Origin of the sequence: Massilia sp. CT11-108 (assembly GCF_047302915.1) — a bacterium.
Lineage (GTDB): Bacteria > Pseudomonadota > Gammaproteobacteria > Burkholderiales > Burkholderiaceae_D > Telluria > Telluria orientalis.
Genome location: NZ_JBKYMO010000058.1, coordinates 1 through 19,000 on the forward strand (window position 1 = coordinate 1; position 19,000 = coordinate 19,000).

The following is a 19,000-nucleotide window of genomic DNA, read 5'->3' on the forward strand; positions in this document are numbered from 1 at the left end:
GGCATGGGCGGCTCGGCCGGCGCGAACGCGGTTGCTTCGGCTTCCTCGACCTTCAGCGGCGCCGGCGCCGGTGCGGCCTGCACGCGCGGCGGCAGGAAGTCCGCCAGCGGATCGTAATCGTCCGGAATCGCCATGGCCATCGCCGGCGCGGCTTGCGGCTGCGGCGTTGCCACGACGGGCGGCGGCGCAAACGGCAACTGCTCCGGCGGCACGTGATCACTCTCGGCGCCGCGCCAGGCCGGTACGCTCCGTGCGGGCGCCGGTGCGAGGCTGCCGAACAGATTCAGGCCGAGCGGATCGAAGCTCGGGTTCAACGGATCGCCGCCCACGTCCAGGATGCCTGCATTGGCCAGCGAATCGTCCGGATTCATGGGCAGTTCGGGCGTGACAGCCGGCGGTGGCGGCGCAACCTGCAGCGGTGACGGCGGTGGTGCCGCAGGCATGAACGCCGTCGCCTCGCTCTCCACGCTGGCCAGCAATTGATAGTCGCCGATGGTGACGCGGTCGCCGTCTTCCAGCTGCACGGAGCGGCCGGTGCCGACGGGGCGGTCGTTGACGAGGCTCGGGTTGCTGCCGACGTCGACGAGCCAGAAGCCCTCGTCGCGGTATTCGACGCGCGCATGCAGGCGCGAGATGTACTTGCCGGGATCGTCGAGCACCAGGTCGTTGCCGGGCGCGCGGCCGATGGCGCCGCCCAGCTGGTCGAAGCGCCGCGTCAGCGCCTGGGCCGGCGCCGCGTTGCGGTACATGTAGACGCTCAGAGTGATGGGCATTGGGGTCCTGAAGGAATCGATCGATTATACAGTTGCATGGTGACTCAACTCCGCCCCACATCCTTCAAAAAGCGCGCCCGTTCCTGCGGGTCCGGCAGGTTTTCGGCCAGCAGCCGATAGAACTCGTCGGCATTGCCCGTCATCCTGGACGCGCGCTTGACCAGCACTTTCGCGATCGGGCCCACGTACAGGGCCAGCTTCATCTGCGCCGCCTCCATCTGCTCGGGGCTCAGTTGCAGCAGCGTCGGCATGCCCGTCATCTGCGTCAGTTGCGTCTTCGGCGCACCGGCCTGGCTGCGGCCGCCCATCGTGGCCAGCGTGGACAGGCCGTGCTTCTTCTTGATCTCGCGGACGCTGTCCCGGAACTGCGTGCGGCCCGCATCGGAACCGATGTGCGGCAGCAGGCGGTTGCACAAATCGTCCAGGTCGACGGCGTCGCGCGCCGCGTTCTTGAGCACCAGTTTCGCGACGGGGCCGATCTGCGTCGACAGCGCCGTCTGCAGGTCCGGGGCCAGGCCGTGCAGCCACTCCGGCGCGCTGGTCAGGCTGGAGGCGCTGCCCGTCGCCGGCATGCTCTGCGACGCGCCGGTGGGATGCGCGGGCCGCGCCGGCTCGGGCACGGCCGGGCGCTGGAACGCGAGCACGGTGCGCTCGTTGTCCTCGTCGGTGAGGGGCACGCCGCCGGTTTGCTGCATGTACGCGGCGTTCAGCGCGTCCAGGAAAGCCTGCGCGTTCGGGTAGCGGTCTTCGATGCGCTTGGCCATCGCCTTCGCGAGCACCGCGTCGAACGCGGGATTCAGCGACGGCTGGCGCTCGCTCGGGCGCGGCGGCGTCTCGTGGATGATCTGGTGCATGACGGTCGACGCCGGCCCGCTGAACGGCCGCACGCCCGTCAGCATCTGGTACAGCACGATGCCGACGGCGAACAGGTCGGAGCGGCCGTCGACGGTCTCGCCCTTGAACTGTTCGGGCGACATGTAGCTGGGGGTGCCGATCACGGCACCCACTTGCGTCAGGGTCGACGACTCGATCTTGGCGATGCCGAAGTCCGTGATCTTGACCTGTGCGTCGCCCGTGATGAGGATGTTGGCGGGCTTGATGTCGCGGTGGACGACGCCGCGCGCATGCGCGTAGTCGAGCGCGCGCAGCAACTGCGTGATGCAGGTGATGCTGGCCGCGAGGTCCATCGGCACGTCCTTGACGAGGAACGCATTGAGCGGCGTGCCGTCCACATATTCCATCGCGATGTACGTCGTGTCGGCGTACGCGCCGAAGTCGTACACGGCGACGATGTTCGGGTGCACGAGGCGCCCCGACGCCTGCGCCTCGTTGCGGAAGCGGGCGACGATGTCCTGTTCGTGCAGGCCGTCCTGCAGGCCGTCCAGCAGCTCGTGCCTGATCGTCTTGAGCGCGACCGTGCGCGCGATGTCGGCGTCGTACGCCTTGTAGACCACACCCATGGCGCCGCTGCCCAGCACGCCGTCGATGCGGTACTTGCCTATCCTGTCGATTGTTGCCATTTACTTTGTCCTGCTTACTCTTCAAGCATCTTCAGCGCGCTGTTCAGGCTCGTACGCATGCGGTTGAACGAGCGACCCAGGCCGCTGATCTCGTCATTGCCCTTGACGTCGAATTCGTCCGCCTCGAACTTGCCCATGCTGACGTCGTCCGCGACCGTCGCCAGGCGCTTGATGCGGCGCGTGACGAACAGGTGCACCATCACGTTGAGCGCGATGAAGACGGCGACGAACACGCCGAACAGCGATGCCATGAACGTCTTGAAAATCGAGTTGGCGCGCGCCAGCGGCACGGCCATCGGCACGGAGATCACCTGCGCGCCCACCACTTCGTTCAGCTTCCAGCCGAAGCCGTTGTTCGGGCCGTAGATGTCGACCATGGTCTTCGGCGCTTCGGCGGCCGTCGTGTGGCAGCCCAGGCAGACCGGGTCCTTGATCTGCAGCGGGCGCGCGATGTACAGGCTGCGGCCCGTCGCGGTATCGCGTTCGCCGACGAATTCCTTCATGTCCGGCTTGTTGCGCAGCGTCTGCACCACGTCCACTTCCCAGTCCGACGCCTTGTCGCGCAGGTTGGTCGGGTTCAGCGTCGCTTCCTTGTACGAGAAGTCCGGGTACGACTTCAGGATCACGTTCAGGTTTTCGACGGCCGAATACGACGGCACCGACTGCGGGTGGAACTCGAACTTCATCTGGTTCTTCAGCAGCGGCTGGATCTGGCTCGCGGTGTAGCCGCGCACGCTCTTGGCCGCTTCCAGCAGCAGGCGGGCGTTCTGCACGGTTTCCTCGCGCGCGCTCTCCTTGAGCAGGCGGTCCGCGACGACGCCGGCGGCGAGGAAGCCGACGGCGAAGATCGACACGAACACCAGGTTGAATTTGGCGGCGATCGAAAGTTTCATGTTGTGTTCTCCTGATTGAATTCCTGGTGGCGCGGCGTCAGAACATTCCATTGTCCGAACGCCGGGCCGGGTACAGCACCGGCTTCCAGTCCGGGCCCTGGCCGAGCGCGCGGTCGAGCTGCTTGCGGAAGTCCGGGTCGGACAGGCGCGGCTTGAACCGCGCCACGAAGCGCCTGCGCGCCGGCAGCGTCGACGCCAGCCAGTCGTCGACATCGGCATACGCGGCGTCGCGTTCCTTCACGGGGGCCACCTTGCCGGCATTCTTGACGCCGGGTACGCGCGCCAGGTGGTCGCGGAAGGCCGGCGGCATGGCGCTCACGAAGGCGCGCGGCGGGCGGCTCGTCACCAGTTGCCGCTTGTCGGCGTCGATGCCCGCGTATTGTTCGACGGCGAGTTTCAGTACCGTGCCAGCCCTGGAAACCTGCTGCTCGCCCTCTTCCGCGAACACGGCCTCCAGGCCGCCGCCAGCATGCACGATCGTGGAACCGGTCGGCACGGTCACCTGCAACGCGGGCGTGACGACCACGGCGCGGCGGCCTTTCGCATACACCTTGGCCCAGCCCTGCAGCAGTTCCAGCTCGACGGGCGACTTGCCGTCCGCCGCCAGGCTCGCGACGAGCACGCGGCTCTGCGGGCCCAGCGCGACGATCGCGTCCGCGCCCGCCTCGACCTGCGCGCCGGCGGCCTCCGTCTCGAGGATGTCGTCCTTCTGCACGGCGACGCCGCTGCCGGCCTTGTACACGGCCGCGCCGCGGATCAGTCGCACCGGTTGCTCGGCCAGGGTCAGCACGGCGCGCGGCTCCGCGGCCCGCAGGGCGGTGGCGACGAGCATCAGGCAGGCAAAAAGAAACCGGAATCGCATGGCAGCCTCAATTGATCTTCACGAGCGCGCCTTCGATGGTCATCACGGCACCCGACTTCACCTGCATCATCGCACCCGCCTTGATTTCCGTGTTCGCATCCGACTGCACGGCGATCTCCGGCGCCTTGATCGTGATCTTGGCCGCCTCGATCTTGATGCTGCTGCCGCCGACCTTCAGCTCGATCGACGTATTCGCCTCGATGACGATCTTGTTGCCGACCTTGACGCTCTGGTTGTTGTCGACCTTGCGCGTCTCGTCGTTCTTGACCGTCGTGGACAGGTTGTTGTCGACGGCGACGGTCTGGTCGTTCTTGACGTGCACCTTGCGGTCGTTGCCCACGTCGAGGCTCTGGTCGTTGGCGATCTCGATGGTCTGGTCGCCCTTGTCCTTCTTCTCGAAGCCGACCTTCAGCGTGTCGTTGTTCTTCACGACGCGGTTGAAATCCTTCTCGGCCTGCACGAAGATCTCTTCGCTGTCCTTCTTGTCCTCGAAGCGGATCTCGTTGAAGCCGTTGCCGCCCTTCGACGTGTTGGACTTGATCGTCGATTTGGTCTGGTCGGCCGGCAGCGTGTACGGCGGCATGCTGTCGCCGTTGTAGACGCAGCCCGTCACGAGCGGCCGGTCCGGGTCGCCCTCGAGGAAGCTGACGACGACTTCCATGCCGACGCGCGGCACGAACATCATGCCCCAGCCCTTGCCGGCCCAGCCCTGCTGCACGCGCACCCAGCACGAGCTGGTCTCGTCCGACTTGCCGTCGCGGTCCCAGTGGAACTGCACCTTGATGCGGCCGTACTTGTCGGTCCAGATTTCCTCGCCCGCCTTGCCGACCACCATCGCCGTCTGCGGTCCCTGCACGATGGGCTTGCGCGCCGTCGGCGGAGGGCGGTAGCTGTGCTCCTTGCCGATCGCCTCGAACCGGCAGCGGAAATCGATGCCTTCCCGTACGCCATCCGAGCGGTATTCGTTACCGGCGATCTCGGTCTCGGCCGACGTGATCAGGAAGGCGCGGTTCTCGTCGGCGCGCGGATGTTCGGACAGCGTGAACAGCGCACCTGTCGTCAGGCCGCGCGCGCTGCCGGCCGCTTCGATCCGTTCGCCCTGGCCGTGCAGTGTCTCCATGCGTGCGCGGGCGAAGCCGTTGCCGGTACCCGCCTCCTGGTAGCGGCCGGGGTAATCGTAGTGTTCGTAGCTCGCCTGCGAAAACGGCGCCGCCAGCTTGGACTTGACCAGAAGGGCGCCGTTGACGCTGGACGACGCATTCTCGAAGTCGAAGTCGTTCAGCACCATCGCGCTGGGCTGGATCTCGCCGCCGGGGACCAGGCGCGTCACCGCCTCTTCCAGCGGAGCGCGTCCCTCTTCCTCGTCGCGGAACAGGATGGTGTCGTAGCCGCTCACGGTCGCGTGGGCGCCGTAGCCATCCGCCAGTACCATCGTGTGCTTGCTTTCCGCGTGCGTGAAGTAGAAGTAGATCCCCTCTTCCTCCAGCAGGCGGCAGACGAAATTGAAGTCGCTCTCGCGGTACTGCACACAGTAGTCGCGCACGGCCGGCGTGGCCGCCAGCATACCCTGGTCCAGTTCGATCGCGACGCCATACGCCCCCAGCACGGCCTTGACGATGTCGAGCGCGTCCTTTTGCTGGAAGATGCGGCAGTTGGTGGCACGCGTCAGCAGCCACAGGGTCGGGTGGACGATCGCGAGATAGGACGGTTTGCCATCGCGCCAGCCCTGGTAGGAAAAGCGCGTCACGATGCCGTTGAAATGGCGCTGCCCGCCCTCCGGCAGGTCGAGGCTCACGGTCATGCCCGTGCCCAGGATGTCGGCGATCTTGATGTCGCTCCGCTCGGAGGCGAGCTCGATGCGGAATTCCGACAGGCGGCCCAGCGCCTCGCTGCATTGCATGCGCTTGAACAGCAGGACGTCGGCGCCGAGGACGGTCTTGACGGCGGCTTCGCGGTGGGTCTGGTTGGGCAGGATGGGCATGCGAAAAACGGACGGGTTAGGGAATCATGGTCTTGACGGTGCCGGCATTCGTGAAGCCGATCACGCCGCCCCAGTTGCACATGCACTTGGAGACGTTGTCGAGCGCCGGCATGTTGGCGATGAGGACCGTGGGCGCGCCGGGCACCCACGGCGCGGACGTCGCCGGCACGCACGGCATGGGCGTGAGCACGCCCAGCGCCGCGGCGGTGGCCGCGGCCACCGTCGGATTGGCCGGCGAGTTGCACACCCCGAACGGCATGATATTCACGAGCGGGATGTGGTCCATGATGTTGGCGGCGGGCGGGCCCTCCGCGAGCACCTTGTTCTTCGGCAGGACGACGAGCGACGACGGTGCGGCACCGAACGTGCAGGTCATCATCGCACCCATGGACACCTGGTTGGGCATACGCTTTCTCTCACGCGATGGACAGGAAACTGACGTCCAGTTTGATCTTGTCGGTCCTGCCCTGCAGGACGTTGTCGAGATTCGTCGCCTGCGCGCCCTGGCATGCATCGCACATCGCGTTCTCCGACACCACCTTGCTCGTTTTCAGGCCGAGAATGGCGATGTCGATCGAGCTGACCGTATCCGCGACAAGGATCTGGCGCAGAAGCACGCCCAGCCGCTCGAACTGGAAAATCTCCATGTGGGTCTGGTCGCCTTCCTGCTTGCGCATCGTCTGGGCCGAGTACACCTGTTTATGCCGCATCATGTTGCCCGTGAAGCTCACCACGCGCAGGACCTGGCCGAACGCGTTGGCGATATCCGCCACCATCGCCCCGAGCAGGCACGAACCGCCCGAGTCGACGTCAAGGGTAAAGAATTTCTGGTCGGCCTGGATTTTATTCAGCTTCGAGAGCCGCTTGCTGGGCGGGACATGGCTCTCCTCGTCGAGGTAGGCGAGGAAGCGTTGTTCTGCCGTTTGCAGGCCGCTCCAGTTTCTCGACGTGTCTCCCGCCAGCCGGAACGCCGGGTAACCGCCGCCGTGCGTGATGCTGGTGAGGGTGATGCCCGTCTCATGCAGCGAAGCCAGCGATCTTCCGGGCATGGGATTGGTCGTGGCATACCGCGCCGCCGCAATGCCTTTTCCCAGCTCCTTGACCAGCAGGCGGACGAAATAGGACCGGCCCGTGTTGATGTTGCCAAACGTGGAAATGGCGTGACCATTGCAGTCATAGTCCCGCATGCTCCATCCCTTGGTCACGACCAGCCGGTGCACGAGCCACTCGGCCTCGGGGCCGGACAATTGAACCTCCTCCATCGGGTTGGCGGGGAGCGTCACGACGCCTTTGAGGCCGCGCCGCGCAAAGATCCACTCCCAGCCTTCCCCGTCATAGACTGCCGAGACGAATTGGTGAAATTCCCACTCCTGGGCACAATCGTCGATGACTTTCTCGACCACGGTCAACAGGTTCATATCCAGGTCTCCAGATCAGGGGGGCACGAATGAATCAGGGCAGACGCACGTCGAGCAGGTCAAACACGACATCGATCGGCGTCGCGATGCCGCCACCATCCTTCCCGCCGCCGTGCATGATGCCGATGATGTCGTTGTCGGCGTTGAACAATGCCGAGCCAGAATCGCCCGGAATCTGGAATTCCTCGCGCAACCCGGTGACCTTCACTTCCAGCTGGCTCGCGAAGTTGATGTCGCCGCCAAAACGCGCGTGCGGCACGGTCTTGTTCGCCGCGATGTCGACGATGCGCCCCGTCGTCACGCGCGACGCCGTACCGCGTTTCCATACCTCGTCGCCGACGCGCACGACGCTGGAGCTCAGGCGCAGTGCCGTGCCTTCGGGCGTCCTGTTCGCAAAAAGGACCCCCGGCTCCAGATAAGCGACGGCGGCATCGATGCGGTGGTCGAGGATGCCGCGGTCATAGGTCGCGACCTTGTCGGAAGCGCTGGCGCCATTCCCTTTCGACGGTTGCAGGATGATGGGCTTGTCCTTGTTGGTGGAACCGAATTCGGCGCGCATCACGTGCTCGTTCCCGAGGATCATCGGCCGGTCGGTCTTGTTACACAACACAAAGCAGGCGATGCTCCCGGGGCCGGGATGGTTGCCGCCGCTGATGCTCACGCCGATGAGCAGGGGACGGTGGCGGGCCAGGTCCGGCGGGCTTGGATTGGCCGGATCGAGACTCTTGATCAGCTTGTTCAGGCTCGACAGCACCAGGTACGACAGGTCCCCTTTGTAATCGTTGACGATCTGCGTGAACGAACGGCGGTTGTCGGCCGGGATGAACAAGGCTTCGAGCAGGCCGATGGCCCGGATCAGGTCGCGGATCTCCTTCGTCGCTTCCTTTTTCATATGCAGGCTGTTGCTCAACGCGGTCCGGGCCTGCGTCGACAATTTGCCGAGCTCCGTGTCCAGGCGCGTCAGCAAGACGCCCTTGTACGACGAACTCGTCTTCTTGATGGTGGCCTTGATTTCCTTCAGTCGATCATCAGCGCTTTTATTCATGAGTGTTGTCCTTGTTATTAAAGATCCGCGTACCCGGTCCGGTCATGTCAGGCGAAGGAATAGGAGAACTCGCCATCCGCCACGCCGACGGTGACGCCGGCGACGCTCGCGCCTTCCATCATCCGGTTCAGGAACGCCCGGCTGATGTCCGGCAGCATGGTATTGGTCAGGATCGCATCGATCATGCGGCCGCCCGACTCGCTCTCGGTGCAGCGCGACACCACGAGCTTGACGACGTCGTCGCCGTACTCGAACGGGATCTTGTAGCGCGCTTCCACGCGCTTCTTGATGCGATTCAGCTGCAGCTTGACGATCTGGCCCAGCATGTCGTCCGACAGCGGGTAATACGGGATCGTCACGATTCGGCCCAGCAGCGCCGGCGGGAACACCTTCAGCAGCGGCGCGCGCAGCGCACTGGCCATGCCGTCCGGATCCGGCATCAGGTCCGGGTCCTTGCACAGGCCCGCGATCAGGTCCGTGCCCGCGTTCGTCGTCAGGATGATCAGCGTGTTCTTGAAGTCGATGAAGCGGCCCTCGCCGTCTTCCATGAAGCCTTTATCAAAGACCTGGAAGAACATCTCGTGCACGTCCGGGTGCGCCTTTTCCACTTCGTCGAGCAGCACCACCGAGTATGGCCGGCGGCGCACGGCCTCCGTCAGCACGCCGCCTTCGCCATAACCGACGTAGCCCGGGGGCGCACCTTTCAAGGTCGACACCGTGTGCGCTTCCTGGTACTCGCTCATGTTGATGGTGATGAGATTCTGTTCGCCGCCGTACAGGGCCTCGGCCAGCGCCAGCGCCGTTTCCGTCTTGCCGACGCCGGACGTACCGGCCAGCATGAACACGCCGATCGGCTTGTTCGGATTGTCCAGGCCCGCGCGCGACGTCTGGATGCGCTTGGCGATCATTTCCATCGCGTGGTCCTGGCCGATCACGCGCTGGCTCAGCGTGGAAGCGATGTTGAGAATCGTCTCCATCTCGTTCTTCGCCATGCGTCCGACAGGGATGCCGGTCCAGTCGCCGACAACGGCGGCCACGGCCTGGTAGTCGACGGTCGGCAGGATCAGCGGGGTCTCGCCCTGCAGCGCGGTCAGCTTCGCCTGCACGGCTTGCAGCTGTTCCTTCAGCGCGGCACGCCCGGATTCGTCGGCAGCCGGTTCCGCGGCTGCCGTTTCGAGCTTCGACCCCGTACCCTCGACCGGCTGCGCACCGTCGCGCAGCTGCGCGCGCAGCGCCAGCAGTTCGTCGACAAGCGCGCGCTCGTCGTTCCAGCGCTGCTCCAGGCCCGCCAGGCGTTCCTTCTCGGCCGCCAGCGCGACCTCCGTCTCGTGCGCGCGTGCGCCCACTTCGATGCCGATCGCGCCTTCGCGGCGGATGATGTCCATCTCGACGTTCAGCGCGTCGATGCGCTTGCGGCTGTCGTCCACCTCGGCCGGCGTCGCGTGCAGGCTCACGGCCACGCGCGCGCATGCCGTGTCGATCAGGCTCACGGATTTATCGGGCAGCTGGCGCGCCGGGATGTAGCGGTGCGACAGGCGCACGGCCGCTTCCAGCGCCTCGTCGAGGATCTGCACCTGGTGGTGCTTTTCCATCGTCGACGCCACGCCGCGCATCATGCGGATCGCCCGCTCCTCGCTCGGCTCGTCGACCTGGATGCTCTGGAAGCGGCGGGTCAGCGCCGGGTCCTTCTCGATGTGCTTCTTGTACTCGGCGAACGTGGTCGCGCCGATGGTGCGCAAGGTGCCGCGCGCCAGGGCCGGCTTGAGCAGGTTGGCCGCATCGCCCGTGCCGGCCGCGCCGCCGGCGCCGACCAGCGTGTGGGTCTCGTCGATGAACAGGATGATGGGCTTCTCGCTGGCCTGCACTTCGTCGATGACGGAACGCAGGCGTTGCTCGAACTCGCCCTTCATGCTGGCGCCGGCCTGCAGCAGGCCCACGTCCAGCGCCAGCAGCTGCACCTCTTTCAGCGACGGCGGCACGTCGCCGCGCGCGATGCGCTGGGCAAAGCCTTCCACGACGGCCGTCTTGCCGACGCCGGCCTCGCCGATCATGATCGGGTTGTTCTGGCGGCGGCGCATCAGGATGTCGACCATCTGCCGGATCTCGTCGTCGCGGCCCACGATCGGGTCCATCGTGCCGCCTCTAGCCTGCTCCGTCAGGTCGACCGTGAATTTCTTCAGCGCTTCCTGCTTGCCCATCTGCGCGGGTGCGATTGCGCCCGACGCTTCGCCCGGTGCCGCGGCCTGGAAGCCGTCGCTGGCCGCCATCTTCGCTTCCGGCGAGTCCTTCAGCAAGGTGCCGAAACGGTCGGACAGGTCATCGGCCTTGATCCGCTCGAACTGGCGGCTGATCGCGTACAGCGCGTTGCGCAGGTTGGACGTCTTGAGCATGCCGAACACGAGGTGGCCGCTGCGCACCGACGATTCGCCGAACATCAGGGTGCCGAACACCCACGCGCGTTCCACCGTCTCTTCCAGCTGCGACGACAGGTCCGTCACCGACGTGGCGCCGCGCGGCAGGCGGTCCAGCGCGGCCGTCACGTCGCGCGCGAGCACGGCGGCGTCCAGTTCGTAGTGGCGGACGATGCGGTGCAGGTCCGAGTCCTGCAGCTGCAGGATCTGGTGCACCCAGTGGACCATCTCCACGTACGGATTGCCGCGCAGCTTGCAGAACACCGTGCTGCTTTCGATCGCGCGGTAGCACAGCGCGTTGAGTTTTCCAAACAGTGCGACACGGGAGATTTCGGCCATGTTCGTTCTTTCGCGTGGGTCAGCCCTGGCGGGCAGTCGGGTTGATCAAGAGTTGACGGGCATCGCGCGTGGCCGGGCCGCTCGCGAGGTAAGTGGTCCAGCCGAGGCGGCGCGCGCCCAGCGTCAGCGGAGGAATTTCGGGGCGCTTGAGCACGAGGCGCACGTCCCAGTCGAGCACCGTGCCGGCGTAGCTCTTCACCCAGTCGACGACGCGCTTCATGCTGGCGCCGCCGGGCAGCATGCGCTCGTAGTCGGCGTAGTCGAGGGGGCCGATCACGAGCCGGAACTTGTGCTGGCAATCCCAGACCTTCGTCCCCAGCACGGCGGACGTACCGAGACGGTTGCCGCGGTCTTCCATGCCGATGCGGGTCTGGCCGTCCAGCGGGATCTTCATCCAGTGGCCGACGAACTGCTCGAGTTCGACGGGCAGCTTGAAGTACGCGCGCAGGATCGTCACGAGGCCCGCGGCCGGGCGGCGTTGGTTGGCCATCAGGCCCGCGAAGTGCAGCTTGGCGAAGTCGCCGATCTCGTCGCGCCCGCGCAGGGCCGGCGCACCGATGCCGAACAGGCTGCCCACGTAATCGGCGAAGCGGTCGCTGTCCGGGCGGTCCAGGCTGACGGCCGGGTCGGCCGCGGCGCGCGCGCGGTAGAACAGCGATACCATCCGGTGGTGGAACACGTCGAGGAACGCGACGAGCGTGGGGTCGTTGTGGTTGCGGGCGCGGTCGCGCGCATACTCCGTCAGGTGCAGCGGCAGCGGACCGTTGGGGCCGAACAGGCCGATGAAGTTGACGGCCAGGCGCGCGCGCGCGTCGCCCATGGCGGGCGTGAATCCGGCCACGGCGCCGGGCTCGAAATTGAGCGACGGGTCGCGCCCGAAGCGCACGGCGTCGTCGCGCGGACGCAGCGATGCGCCGATGCGGGGCTTGTCCGGATGCGCGTTCTCCAGCAGGCGCAGGGCCTGGAAGAAGTCCAGCGCGGCGCCGGCGTCCTCGAGCTGGCGTTCGACGTCTACAGGATCGCGCATGCGCCCTCCGCCGCCTTCCAGCGCATGATCTCGCCGCGGCCGACGGTGCGCACGACGGTCTCGGTGAACGAATTGATCGACACGTATTGCGTGAAGAAGTGGCTGAGCACCCCGCCCAGCACGAATGCGCCGGCGCCTTCGAATGCGCCGTCGTCCATCGTCACCGTGATCTCCAGGCCGCGTCCGAACGTGATCGGTCCGGGCGCCGGCATGCGCCGCGTGACGGGTTTCGACGAGACCGAGCGCACGCCTTCGACCTGGCGCTGGCTCGCCGCGTCGAGCGGGTGGCAGTACAGCGCGAGCAGTTCACGCAGGGCGCGCGCGCCCTGGTCCGGGTCGGTGTCCGCCAGCGACAGATAGTTCAGCGACAGCTGGTTGATCAGGCGCCACGCCATGCCGCCCTCGGCGAACGACGGGAAAGGCTGGCTCGGGCCGCCCAGCACGCGCACCGATTGCACCGGCCCGCCCTGCTCCAGGATGAAATCCGTCTTGCCAACGCCGAGCGACATCGTCAGCGGCAGGTCGCGGTTCGTGCACCACACGACGAGGCCGAGCTGGCGCAGGCTGTGGCGGTACGGCGCCTCCTGCGCGTCGACCAGGGTGATGAACATCTCGGAGCCGATGTACGACGAGCGCGGGCCACGCTGGCGCTGGCGTTGCGACAGCAGGCGCGGTTCGCGCCGGATCTGGTAGTAGGCCTGGCCCGCCACGGTCGCGGCGCCCAGGTCGCGCGCGCTGTACAGCGGGTGGAATTCCTGCTCGGCGTCGGTGCCGGTGCCGTAGCCGGTCACGCTCTCGACCTGGTGCACCTCGAAATCCATCGGGCGCGTGCGGTCGGGCAGCACGTGGTATTCGAACTGGTCGCCGGTCAGGTTGATGCGGTCGGCGCGGCGCTGGAACAGGTTCACCACGGGCGTGCAGTTCAGCGCGAAATTGCTGTGGTCGAGCGCCTGCTCCAGGCGCGCATCGCCGCGCGACAGCAGCACGATGATCTCGATCTCCTGCTCCGCGCAGGCGGCCACCGCGGTTTGCAGGCCCGCCAGCTCGACGAACAGGAAGCGCTGCGCGAACGCGAAGTATTCCTGCAGCAGGCGGTAGCCCTGGAAGCTGCGCTGGCCGCTGGGCAGCAGCGCGTCGTCCTCGGCGAAGCCGCGCGGGCGCAGCGCCGTCTTCGGCAGCAGCGTGTGGCGTCCGGCCGGACGGCTGCCCGGCATCACGAGGACGCCTTCGACGGCGCCCAGCAGCTTTTCGTAGATCTGGCCCGGCATCTCGTCGCTGCCGCGCAGGTGCAGCGCGAGGCGGTCCAGTCCCAGTTTGGCGAACGGCATGCCGTTGGTGGTACGCAAGCGCAGGCGCAGCCCCGCCTTCACGTTCGCGGGCAGGCGCGCGTCGACGCCCTCGATGCGGCCGCCGTGCGTGAAGAATTTCGCTTCGACGAGTTCGACCGGCCACAGCGTGACCTCGTGCGCCGTGCGGTATTCGCAGGCGGTGGCGTCATCCTTGCCCAGGACACTGCGCATGGCCGCGCCGCGCGGAATGCGGTAGCCCACGTTCAGCGCCGGGTTGGCGAGGTCGGGCTGCAGCTGCACGATCGCCATCGACGGCGTGGGCGCCAGGAAGTGCGGGTAGACGAGCTCCGACAGGTGCTGGGTGAAGCGCGGGAACTCGGCGTCGATCTTCATCTGCACGCGCGCCGCCATGAAGGCGAAGCCCTCCAGCAGGCGCTCGACGTACGGGTCGGCGCACTCGAAACCTTCCAGGCCGAGGCGGCCGGCGATCTTCGGGTACTGGACCGCGAACTCGCCGCCCATCTCGCGCAGGTGCTGCAGCTCCTGGCTGTAGTAGCGAAGCAGGCGTGGGTTGGTCATGTCCGTGCGCCGGAAAATTCGGTGAGGCTGATCTGCGCAAGATCGAGATCGAGTTCGGTCTTGAGGAACAGGCGCTCGGGATACGGTTGGGCCCACATGTCGGCCTGGATCTCGAACATGATCTTGCTGATCGATTCCTGCTGCGGCACGACCTTGACGGTCACGGACGAGCGGATCAGGCGCGGTTCGAAATCCCAGATGGCCTGGCGGATCGCACGTTCCAGGTCGGCCGCGCTCATGTTCGCCAGCGACGCGCCGGACATGTCGGGCATGCCGTAATTGAGGACGGAGTTCGCCAGGTGCGGCAGGCGCGGCACGTCGGAGACGGACAGCAGGTTGGTCGTGTTCAGCAGCCATGCGAGGTCGCGCAGCACGCCTTCGCGCAGGCCGCGCACCGACAGCACGCGCCGTTCGCGCGACTCGACCTCCTGGTCGGGTTCATCGTCGGTGAGGCGGTCGAGCAGCGAAGGTTGCAGGCGCTCGCGCGGTGCCAGTTCAGCCATGGTCGACGCTATCGAATTCGATCAGGCGCGCGTCCATCAACGGGAAGTCGTCGTCGCCGTTCGTGAACATGCGCTGGCCGACGGGATGCTCGCCCTGCCACTCGGTCTGGCGCGCCAGCTTGACCGCGTCGGCGGCCTCCGTGCTGCCCGGGTAGCGGGTCGGGATCAGGCCGACGGTCTGGGCGCCGTTGGACCACGTGAACGTCGCGGCCGTCCACACGGCATCGCGCAGGTCCGCCGGCGGCTCGATCTCGATGCGCGCGATGCGCATGAACGGCACCCACACGTAGCGGCCGTTGACGACCGCTTCCAGTATGGGGCCCAGGCGGCTGTCGGCATCGGCCAGCCAGTCGAAGCGCGTGCCGTCGATCGTGCCGGGCGATGCGGGCGCGGCATCGAACGCGGCGGCGCGCAGGCTCGCCGCGGCAGCGGCATCGGTGGCGTCCAGTTTCAGGGCTTCGGCCAGCTGGGCCATCCAGGGCTGCGGCTCGCCGAAGATCACGGGCGCGCGCAAGCCGGCAAAGATCTCGGCGCGCAGGGCTTCGCACTGGATCGCCTCGCGATACGTCTGCACCATCGGCAGCGCGCCCGCATCCAGTTCGCCCGCGACGTTCAGCTGCGTCAGGGCGCGGTTCCACTGGCCCAGCACGGACAGGAGCTGGAACAGGAACACACGCAGTTTCGCGTCGCCACTCTTCTTGCGCACCGCATCCTGCAGCGCGGCGAGTGCGCCGGCCAGGTCTCCATCACGAATCAGCTGTTGCGCAAGCATTCGAAGCTCCCATCAAAAAATTCATCTAGCGGCCTTTCGGGGGCCTCGCAAAACCGTAGCGAGCGGCGGCAGATTCAGCCGGGAAGCGCAGCTGTACAAGCGTACAGCGCGCATCGCAGGGCTGGGCGCCCCCGCTGAATCTGCAACGCGCAGCAGGTTTGGCGACGCCCCTTACACTGCCGCGTTCTCGGCGATGTTCCAGGCGAAGGTCTTGTCGCCGGCGACGGTGCCCTTGCTGTCCTGCGGGGTGTAGGCGAAGGTCACCTTGCCGAAGTTCAGCGTGACGTTCTCGGTCAGGCGGTCTTCACCGCCGCTGCCGCCGGTCGAGATCGAGGTCACCAGGACTTCTTCCATGGTGATCAGGATGTACTTCTGCTGGCCTTCGCCGGCTTTACGCACCATCAGCACGGCCTTGTCGAGGTGGGTACCCTTGGCCAGGGCGGTCATCAGCGCATTCGACGAGCTGTCGATGTACTTGGTGAACGAGATGTCCTGGAAGTTGGCCTTGCCGGCGCCGCCGCCACCGCCCATGTGGGTGGTGCCGGACTGGCTCATGCCCCAGCTCCACGCCAGGATGTCGATGTCGCCCTTCGGACCCTGGACCTTGTCGCGCGACTCACCCTTGATCTTGTCGCCCATGTTGATGAACATATCCAATGCCATGTCTTATTCTCCTAGTTGGTTGTACTTCCGAATACGCGCGGGCACGCGGCCCGCGCGGGACTTCAAAAACGGTTCAAGCCTTTGCCGACGGCAGCTTCGACACGAGGCGCAGCGATACGGTCAGGCCTTCCAGCTGGTAATGCGGACGCAGGAAGAACTTGGACGTGTAGTAACCCGGGTTGCCTTCGACTTCTTCCAGCACCACTTCGGCCGCGGCCAGCGGTTTCTGGGCCTTCGTCGCTTCGCTGGAGCTGCCCGGATCGCCGTCCACGTACTGCATGATCCACTTGGTCAGCCAGCGCTCCATCTCGTCGCGTTCCTTGAACGAGCCGAGCTTGTCGCGCACGATGCACTTCAGGTAGTGGGCGAAGCGGCAGGTCGCGAACAGGTACGGCAGGCGCGCGGCCAGGGCGGCGTTGGCGCTGGCGTCCGGGTCGTCGTACTCGGCCGGCTTGTGCAGCGACTGCGCGCCGATGAAGGCGGCGAAGTCCGTGTTTTTCTTGTGCACCAGCGGCATGAAGCCGTTGGCGGCCAGTTCCGCCTCGCGGCGGTCCGAGATCGCGATCTCGGTCGGGCACTGCATGTCGACACCGCCGTCATCGGTCGGGAAGGCATGCACCGGCAGGCCTTCGACCGCGCCGCCGGACTCGATGCCGCGGATGCGCGAGCACCAGCCGTATTCCTTGAACGAACGGTTGATGTTGACGGCCATCGCGTAGGACGAGTTGGCCCACGTGTAGTTCTTGCTGCCTTCCGCGCTGGTGTCTTCCTCGAAGTCGAATTCCTCGACCGGGTTGCTCTTGGCGCCGTACGGCTGGCGCGCCAGGAAGCGCGGCATGGTCAGGCCGACGTAGCGCGAATCCTCGGACTCGCGGAAGGAGCGCCATGCGGCGTGTTCCGGGGTCTGGAAGATCTTCGTCAGGTCGCGCGGGTTGGCCAGCTCGTTCCACGACTCCATCAGCATGACGGACGGCGCGGCGGCCGAGATGAACGGCGCGTGCGCGGCGGCGGCCACCTTGGCCATCGACGACAGCAGCTCGACGTCCGGCGCGCTGTTGTCGAAGTAATAGTCGGCCACGATGGAGCCGAACGGCTCTCCGCCGAACTGGCCGAATTCTTCCTCGTACATCTTCTTGAAGATCGGGCTCTGGTCCCAGGCCGTGCCCTTGAACTTCTTGAGCGTCTTGCCCAGGTCGTTCTTCGAGATGTTCATCACGCGGATCTTGAGCATCTCGTCGGTTTCGGTGTTGTTCACCAGGTAGTGCAGGCCGCGCCAGGCGCTTTCGACCTTCTGGAACTCCTCCGTGTGCATGATCAGGTTGACCTGCTCGGTGAGCTTCTTGTCGAGCGCGGCGATCAGGCTCTGGATCGTGCCCAGCACGTCGCTGGTGATCAGGTTGGTGCCGGCGAGCGCCTGCTCGGCCAGCGTGCGCACGGCGACTTCGACCGATTCCTTGGCCTTGTCGGATTGCGGCTTGAATTCCTTCTGCAGCAGCGCGCCGAAGTCGCTCATCTCGAGCGTACCGGACTCCTGCTGGCTTTGTGCTAACGCTTCGGACATTCTGTTCTCCCGTCTTTCTTTATTCGGTGGGCTTCGGTGCGGACGTCAGCGCCTGCATCAGCGCGGGTTCGGCGAGCAGCTTGGAGATCAGCTCTTCCGCGCCGGTCTTGCCGTCCATGTAGGTCATCAGGTTGGCCAGCTGGCCGCGTGCCTCGAGCAGCTTGTTCAGCGAATCCACCTTGCGCGCGACGGCGGCCGGGGTGAAGTCGTCCATGCTTTCGAAGGTCATGTCGACGGCCAGGTTGCCCTCGCCCGTCAGCGTGTTCGGCACCTGCACCGCGACGCGCGGCTTCATGGCCTTCAGGCGCTCGTCGAAGTTGTCGACGTCGATCTCGAGGAACTTGCGCTCCGCGACCGGTGCCAGCGGCTCGGCGGGCTGGCCCGACAGGTCGGCCAGGACGCCCATCACGAACGGCAGCTGCACCTTCTTCTCGGCGCCGTACACTTCGACGTCGTACTCGATCTGCACGCGCGGTGCGCGATTGCGTGCGATGAACTTCTGGCTACTTTCTTTGCCCACGTTTACTCCTCCTTGAATGAACTACCGGCCTGCTGATTCAATAATCGTCCGACCCGTTGGACTCGCCCGGCTGGGGTCCACGGATCACATACAACTGCTGCATGCTGTCGGGCGCGAGGTTCTCCATGACTTCCATGAAGCTCATCGGCGCCAGGCGCTTGGCCCGTTCCAGCAGCATCGGCACGGGGCTCGACGGCTCGTAGCGCTGGTAGTAGGCGAGAATCTTGTCGATCATGCGGATCACGTCGGCGCGGCTGGTCACGTCGCCCGTGATGGCCGCGGCGCGCGGCGCGGCCGTGCCGCTGCCCTGTGCCGCGGCGCCGTCGTCATCGGGCGCGGCGTCCGAGGCTTCAGGCGCGGCTTGCGCACGGCTGGCCAGCAGGTCGGCCATGCGGCGCAGCTGGCGCGTCAACGGCGTGAGGTTCAATGACTGCGTACTGCCCACGTGATCGGCGAGCGCGGCTTCCAGGTTCACCACGCTGTCCAGCGCACCGTTGACGGCGCTGGTGGCGGCCTGCATCGCGTCGTCGGACACGTCGGCCAGCGCCGCGTCGATCGATTCGGGCGACAGCGCGGTCTGCCCGTCCGGCACGGGGGCCTCGCCGTGTGCCTGCTCCAGCACGCGCAGGGTCAGGGCCCCGAGGCCGGGCAGCATGACGAAGGCCGTCTCGCGCAGCTCGCGCAGGGTCGTCGCCGGGTCGGTCAACTGGGCCAGGCAGTTGAGGCGCAACGTGGGGTCGTTGCCGTCGTCCGGATCGAGTTCGGGATGGACACGGTCCCAGCGCTCGGTCACGAGGCGTTCGAGCAGGCGCGCGCCGTCGGCGAAGCCGGGCAGCGCATGCAG

At 66.3% G+C, this 19,000-nt stretch carries 17 protein-coding genes; all 17 read right to left on the minus strand.

Features of this window, described 5'->3' with window-relative positions:
• The coding region (locus ACEN88_RS07705) for a type VI secretion system-associated FHA domain protein (RefSeq protein WP_413338459.1) at window positions 1-773 on the minus strand (773 nt) is incomplete at its 3' end.
• Window positions 774-817: 44 nt separating this feature from the next.
• A complete protein-coding gene (locus ACEN88_RS07710) occupies window positions 818-2,293 on the minus strand; it encodes a serine/threonine-protein kinase (RefSeq protein ID WP_413338461.1) in 1,476 nt (491 codons plus the stop codon).
• 14 nt (window positions 2,294-2,307) lie between these two features.
• Entirely contained in the window at window positions 2,308-3,186 is an 879-nt protein-coding gene (locus tag ACEN88_RS07715) for a DUF3365 domain-containing protein (protein ID WP_413338463.1), read from the minus strand.
• A gap of 37 nt (window positions 3,187-3,223) precedes the next feature.
• Window positions 3,224-4,048: a hypothetical protein gene (locus tag ACEN88_RS07720; protein WP_413338465.1), complete on the minus strand. Its 825-nt coding sequence runs from the start codon at window positions 4,046-4,048 to the stop codon at window positions 3,224-3,226.
• A 7-nt stretch (window positions 4,049-4,055) separates the two neighbouring features.
• Complete coding sequence (locus ACEN88_RS07725; RefSeq protein ID WP_413338467.1) at window positions 4,056-6,029, minus strand: type VI secretion system Vgr family protein; 1,974 nt, start codon at window positions 6,027-6,029, stop codon at window positions 4,056-4,058.
• 16 nt (window positions 6,030-6,045) lie between these two features.
• Window positions 6,046-6,435 (minus strand): DUF4280 domain-containing protein, encoded by a 390-nt coding sequence (locus ACEN88_RS07730; RefSeq protein ID WP_056126754.1) that lies wholly within the window; start codon window positions 6,433-6,435, stop codon window positions 6,046-6,048.
• Window positions 6,436-6,445: 10 nt separating this feature from the next.
• Entirely contained in the window at window positions 6,446-7,447 is a 1,002-nt protein-coding gene (locus ACEN88_RS07735; RefSeq protein ID WP_413338469.1) for a hypothetical protein, read from the minus strand.
• A 34-nt stretch (window positions 7,448-7,481) separates the two neighbouring features.
• Complete coding sequence (locus ACEN88_RS07740; RefSeq protein ID WP_056126752.1) at window positions 7,482-8,492, minus strand: hypothetical protein; 1,011 nt, start codon at window positions 8,490-8,492, stop codon at window positions 7,482-7,484.
• 47 nt (window positions 8,493-8,539) lie between these two features.
• Window positions 8,540-11,242, minus strand: coding sequence for a type VI secretion system ATPase TssH (gene tssH, locus ACEN88_RS07745; RefSeq protein ID WP_413338471.1), 2,703 nt, complete (start codon window positions 11,240-11,242; stop codon window positions 8,540-8,542).
• A gap of 19 nt (window positions 11,243-11,261) precedes the next feature.
• The gene (tssG, locus tag ACEN88_RS07750) at window positions 11,262-12,269 is read right to left on the minus strand and encodes a type VI secretion system baseplate subunit TssG (RefSeq protein ID WP_413338474.1); all 1,008 of its coding nucleotides are present in this window, start codon (window positions 12,267-12,269) and stop codon (window positions 11,262-11,264) included.
• On the minus strand, window positions 12,254-14,137 hold the full coding sequence (gene tssF, locus ACEN88_RS07755; RefSeq protein WP_413338476.1) for a type VI secretion system baseplate subunit TssF: 1,884 nt from the start codon (window positions 14,135-14,137) through the stop codon (window positions 12,254-12,256). Before tssF ends, tssG begins: the two co-directional genes overlap by 16 nt.
• Entirely contained in the window at window positions 14,134-14,640 is a 507-nt protein-coding gene (gene tssE / locus ACEN88_RS07760) for a type VI secretion system baseplate subunit TssE (protein ID WP_413338478.1), read from the minus strand. The genes tssF and tssE overlap by 4 nt, the downstream gene beginning before the upstream one ends.
• Window positions 14,633-15,412 carry a type VI secretion system accessory protein TagJ gene (locus tag ACEN88_RS07765; RefSeq protein ID WP_413338480.1) on the minus strand — a complete coding sequence of 260 codons (780 nt, stop codon included), beginning with the start codon at window positions 15,410-15,412 and terminating at the stop codon, window positions 14,633-14,635. The genes tssE and ACEN88_RS07765 overlap by 8 nt, the downstream gene beginning before the upstream one ends.
• A gap of 171 nt (window positions 15,413-15,583) precedes the next feature.
• Window positions 15,584-16,075 carry an Hcp family type VI secretion system effector gene (locus ACEN88_RS07770; protein WP_413338482.1) on the minus strand — a complete coding sequence of 164 codons (492 nt, stop codon included), beginning with the start codon at window positions 16,073-16,075 and terminating at the stop codon, window positions 15,584-15,586.
• 73 nt (window positions 16,076-16,148) lie between these two features.
• Window positions 16,149-17,636: a type VI secretion system contractile sheath large subunit gene (gene tssC / locus ACEN88_RS07775; RefSeq protein ID WP_371765161.1), complete on the minus strand. Its 1,488-nt coding sequence runs from the start codon at window positions 17,634-17,636 to the stop codon at window positions 16,149-16,151.
• Window positions 17,637-17,655: 19 nt separating this feature from the next.
• Window positions 17,656-18,156: a type VI secretion system contractile sheath small subunit gene (gene tssB, locus ACEN88_RS07780; protein ID WP_371765162.1), complete on the minus strand. Its 501-nt coding sequence runs from the start codon at window positions 18,154-18,156 to the stop codon at window positions 17,656-17,658.
• A gap of 37 nt (window positions 18,157-18,193) precedes the next feature.
• Window positions 18,194-19,000: type VI secretion system protein TssA (gene tssA, locus ACEN88_RS07785; RefSeq protein WP_413338484.1), on the minus strand; the 807-nt coding region annotated here is incomplete at its 5' end.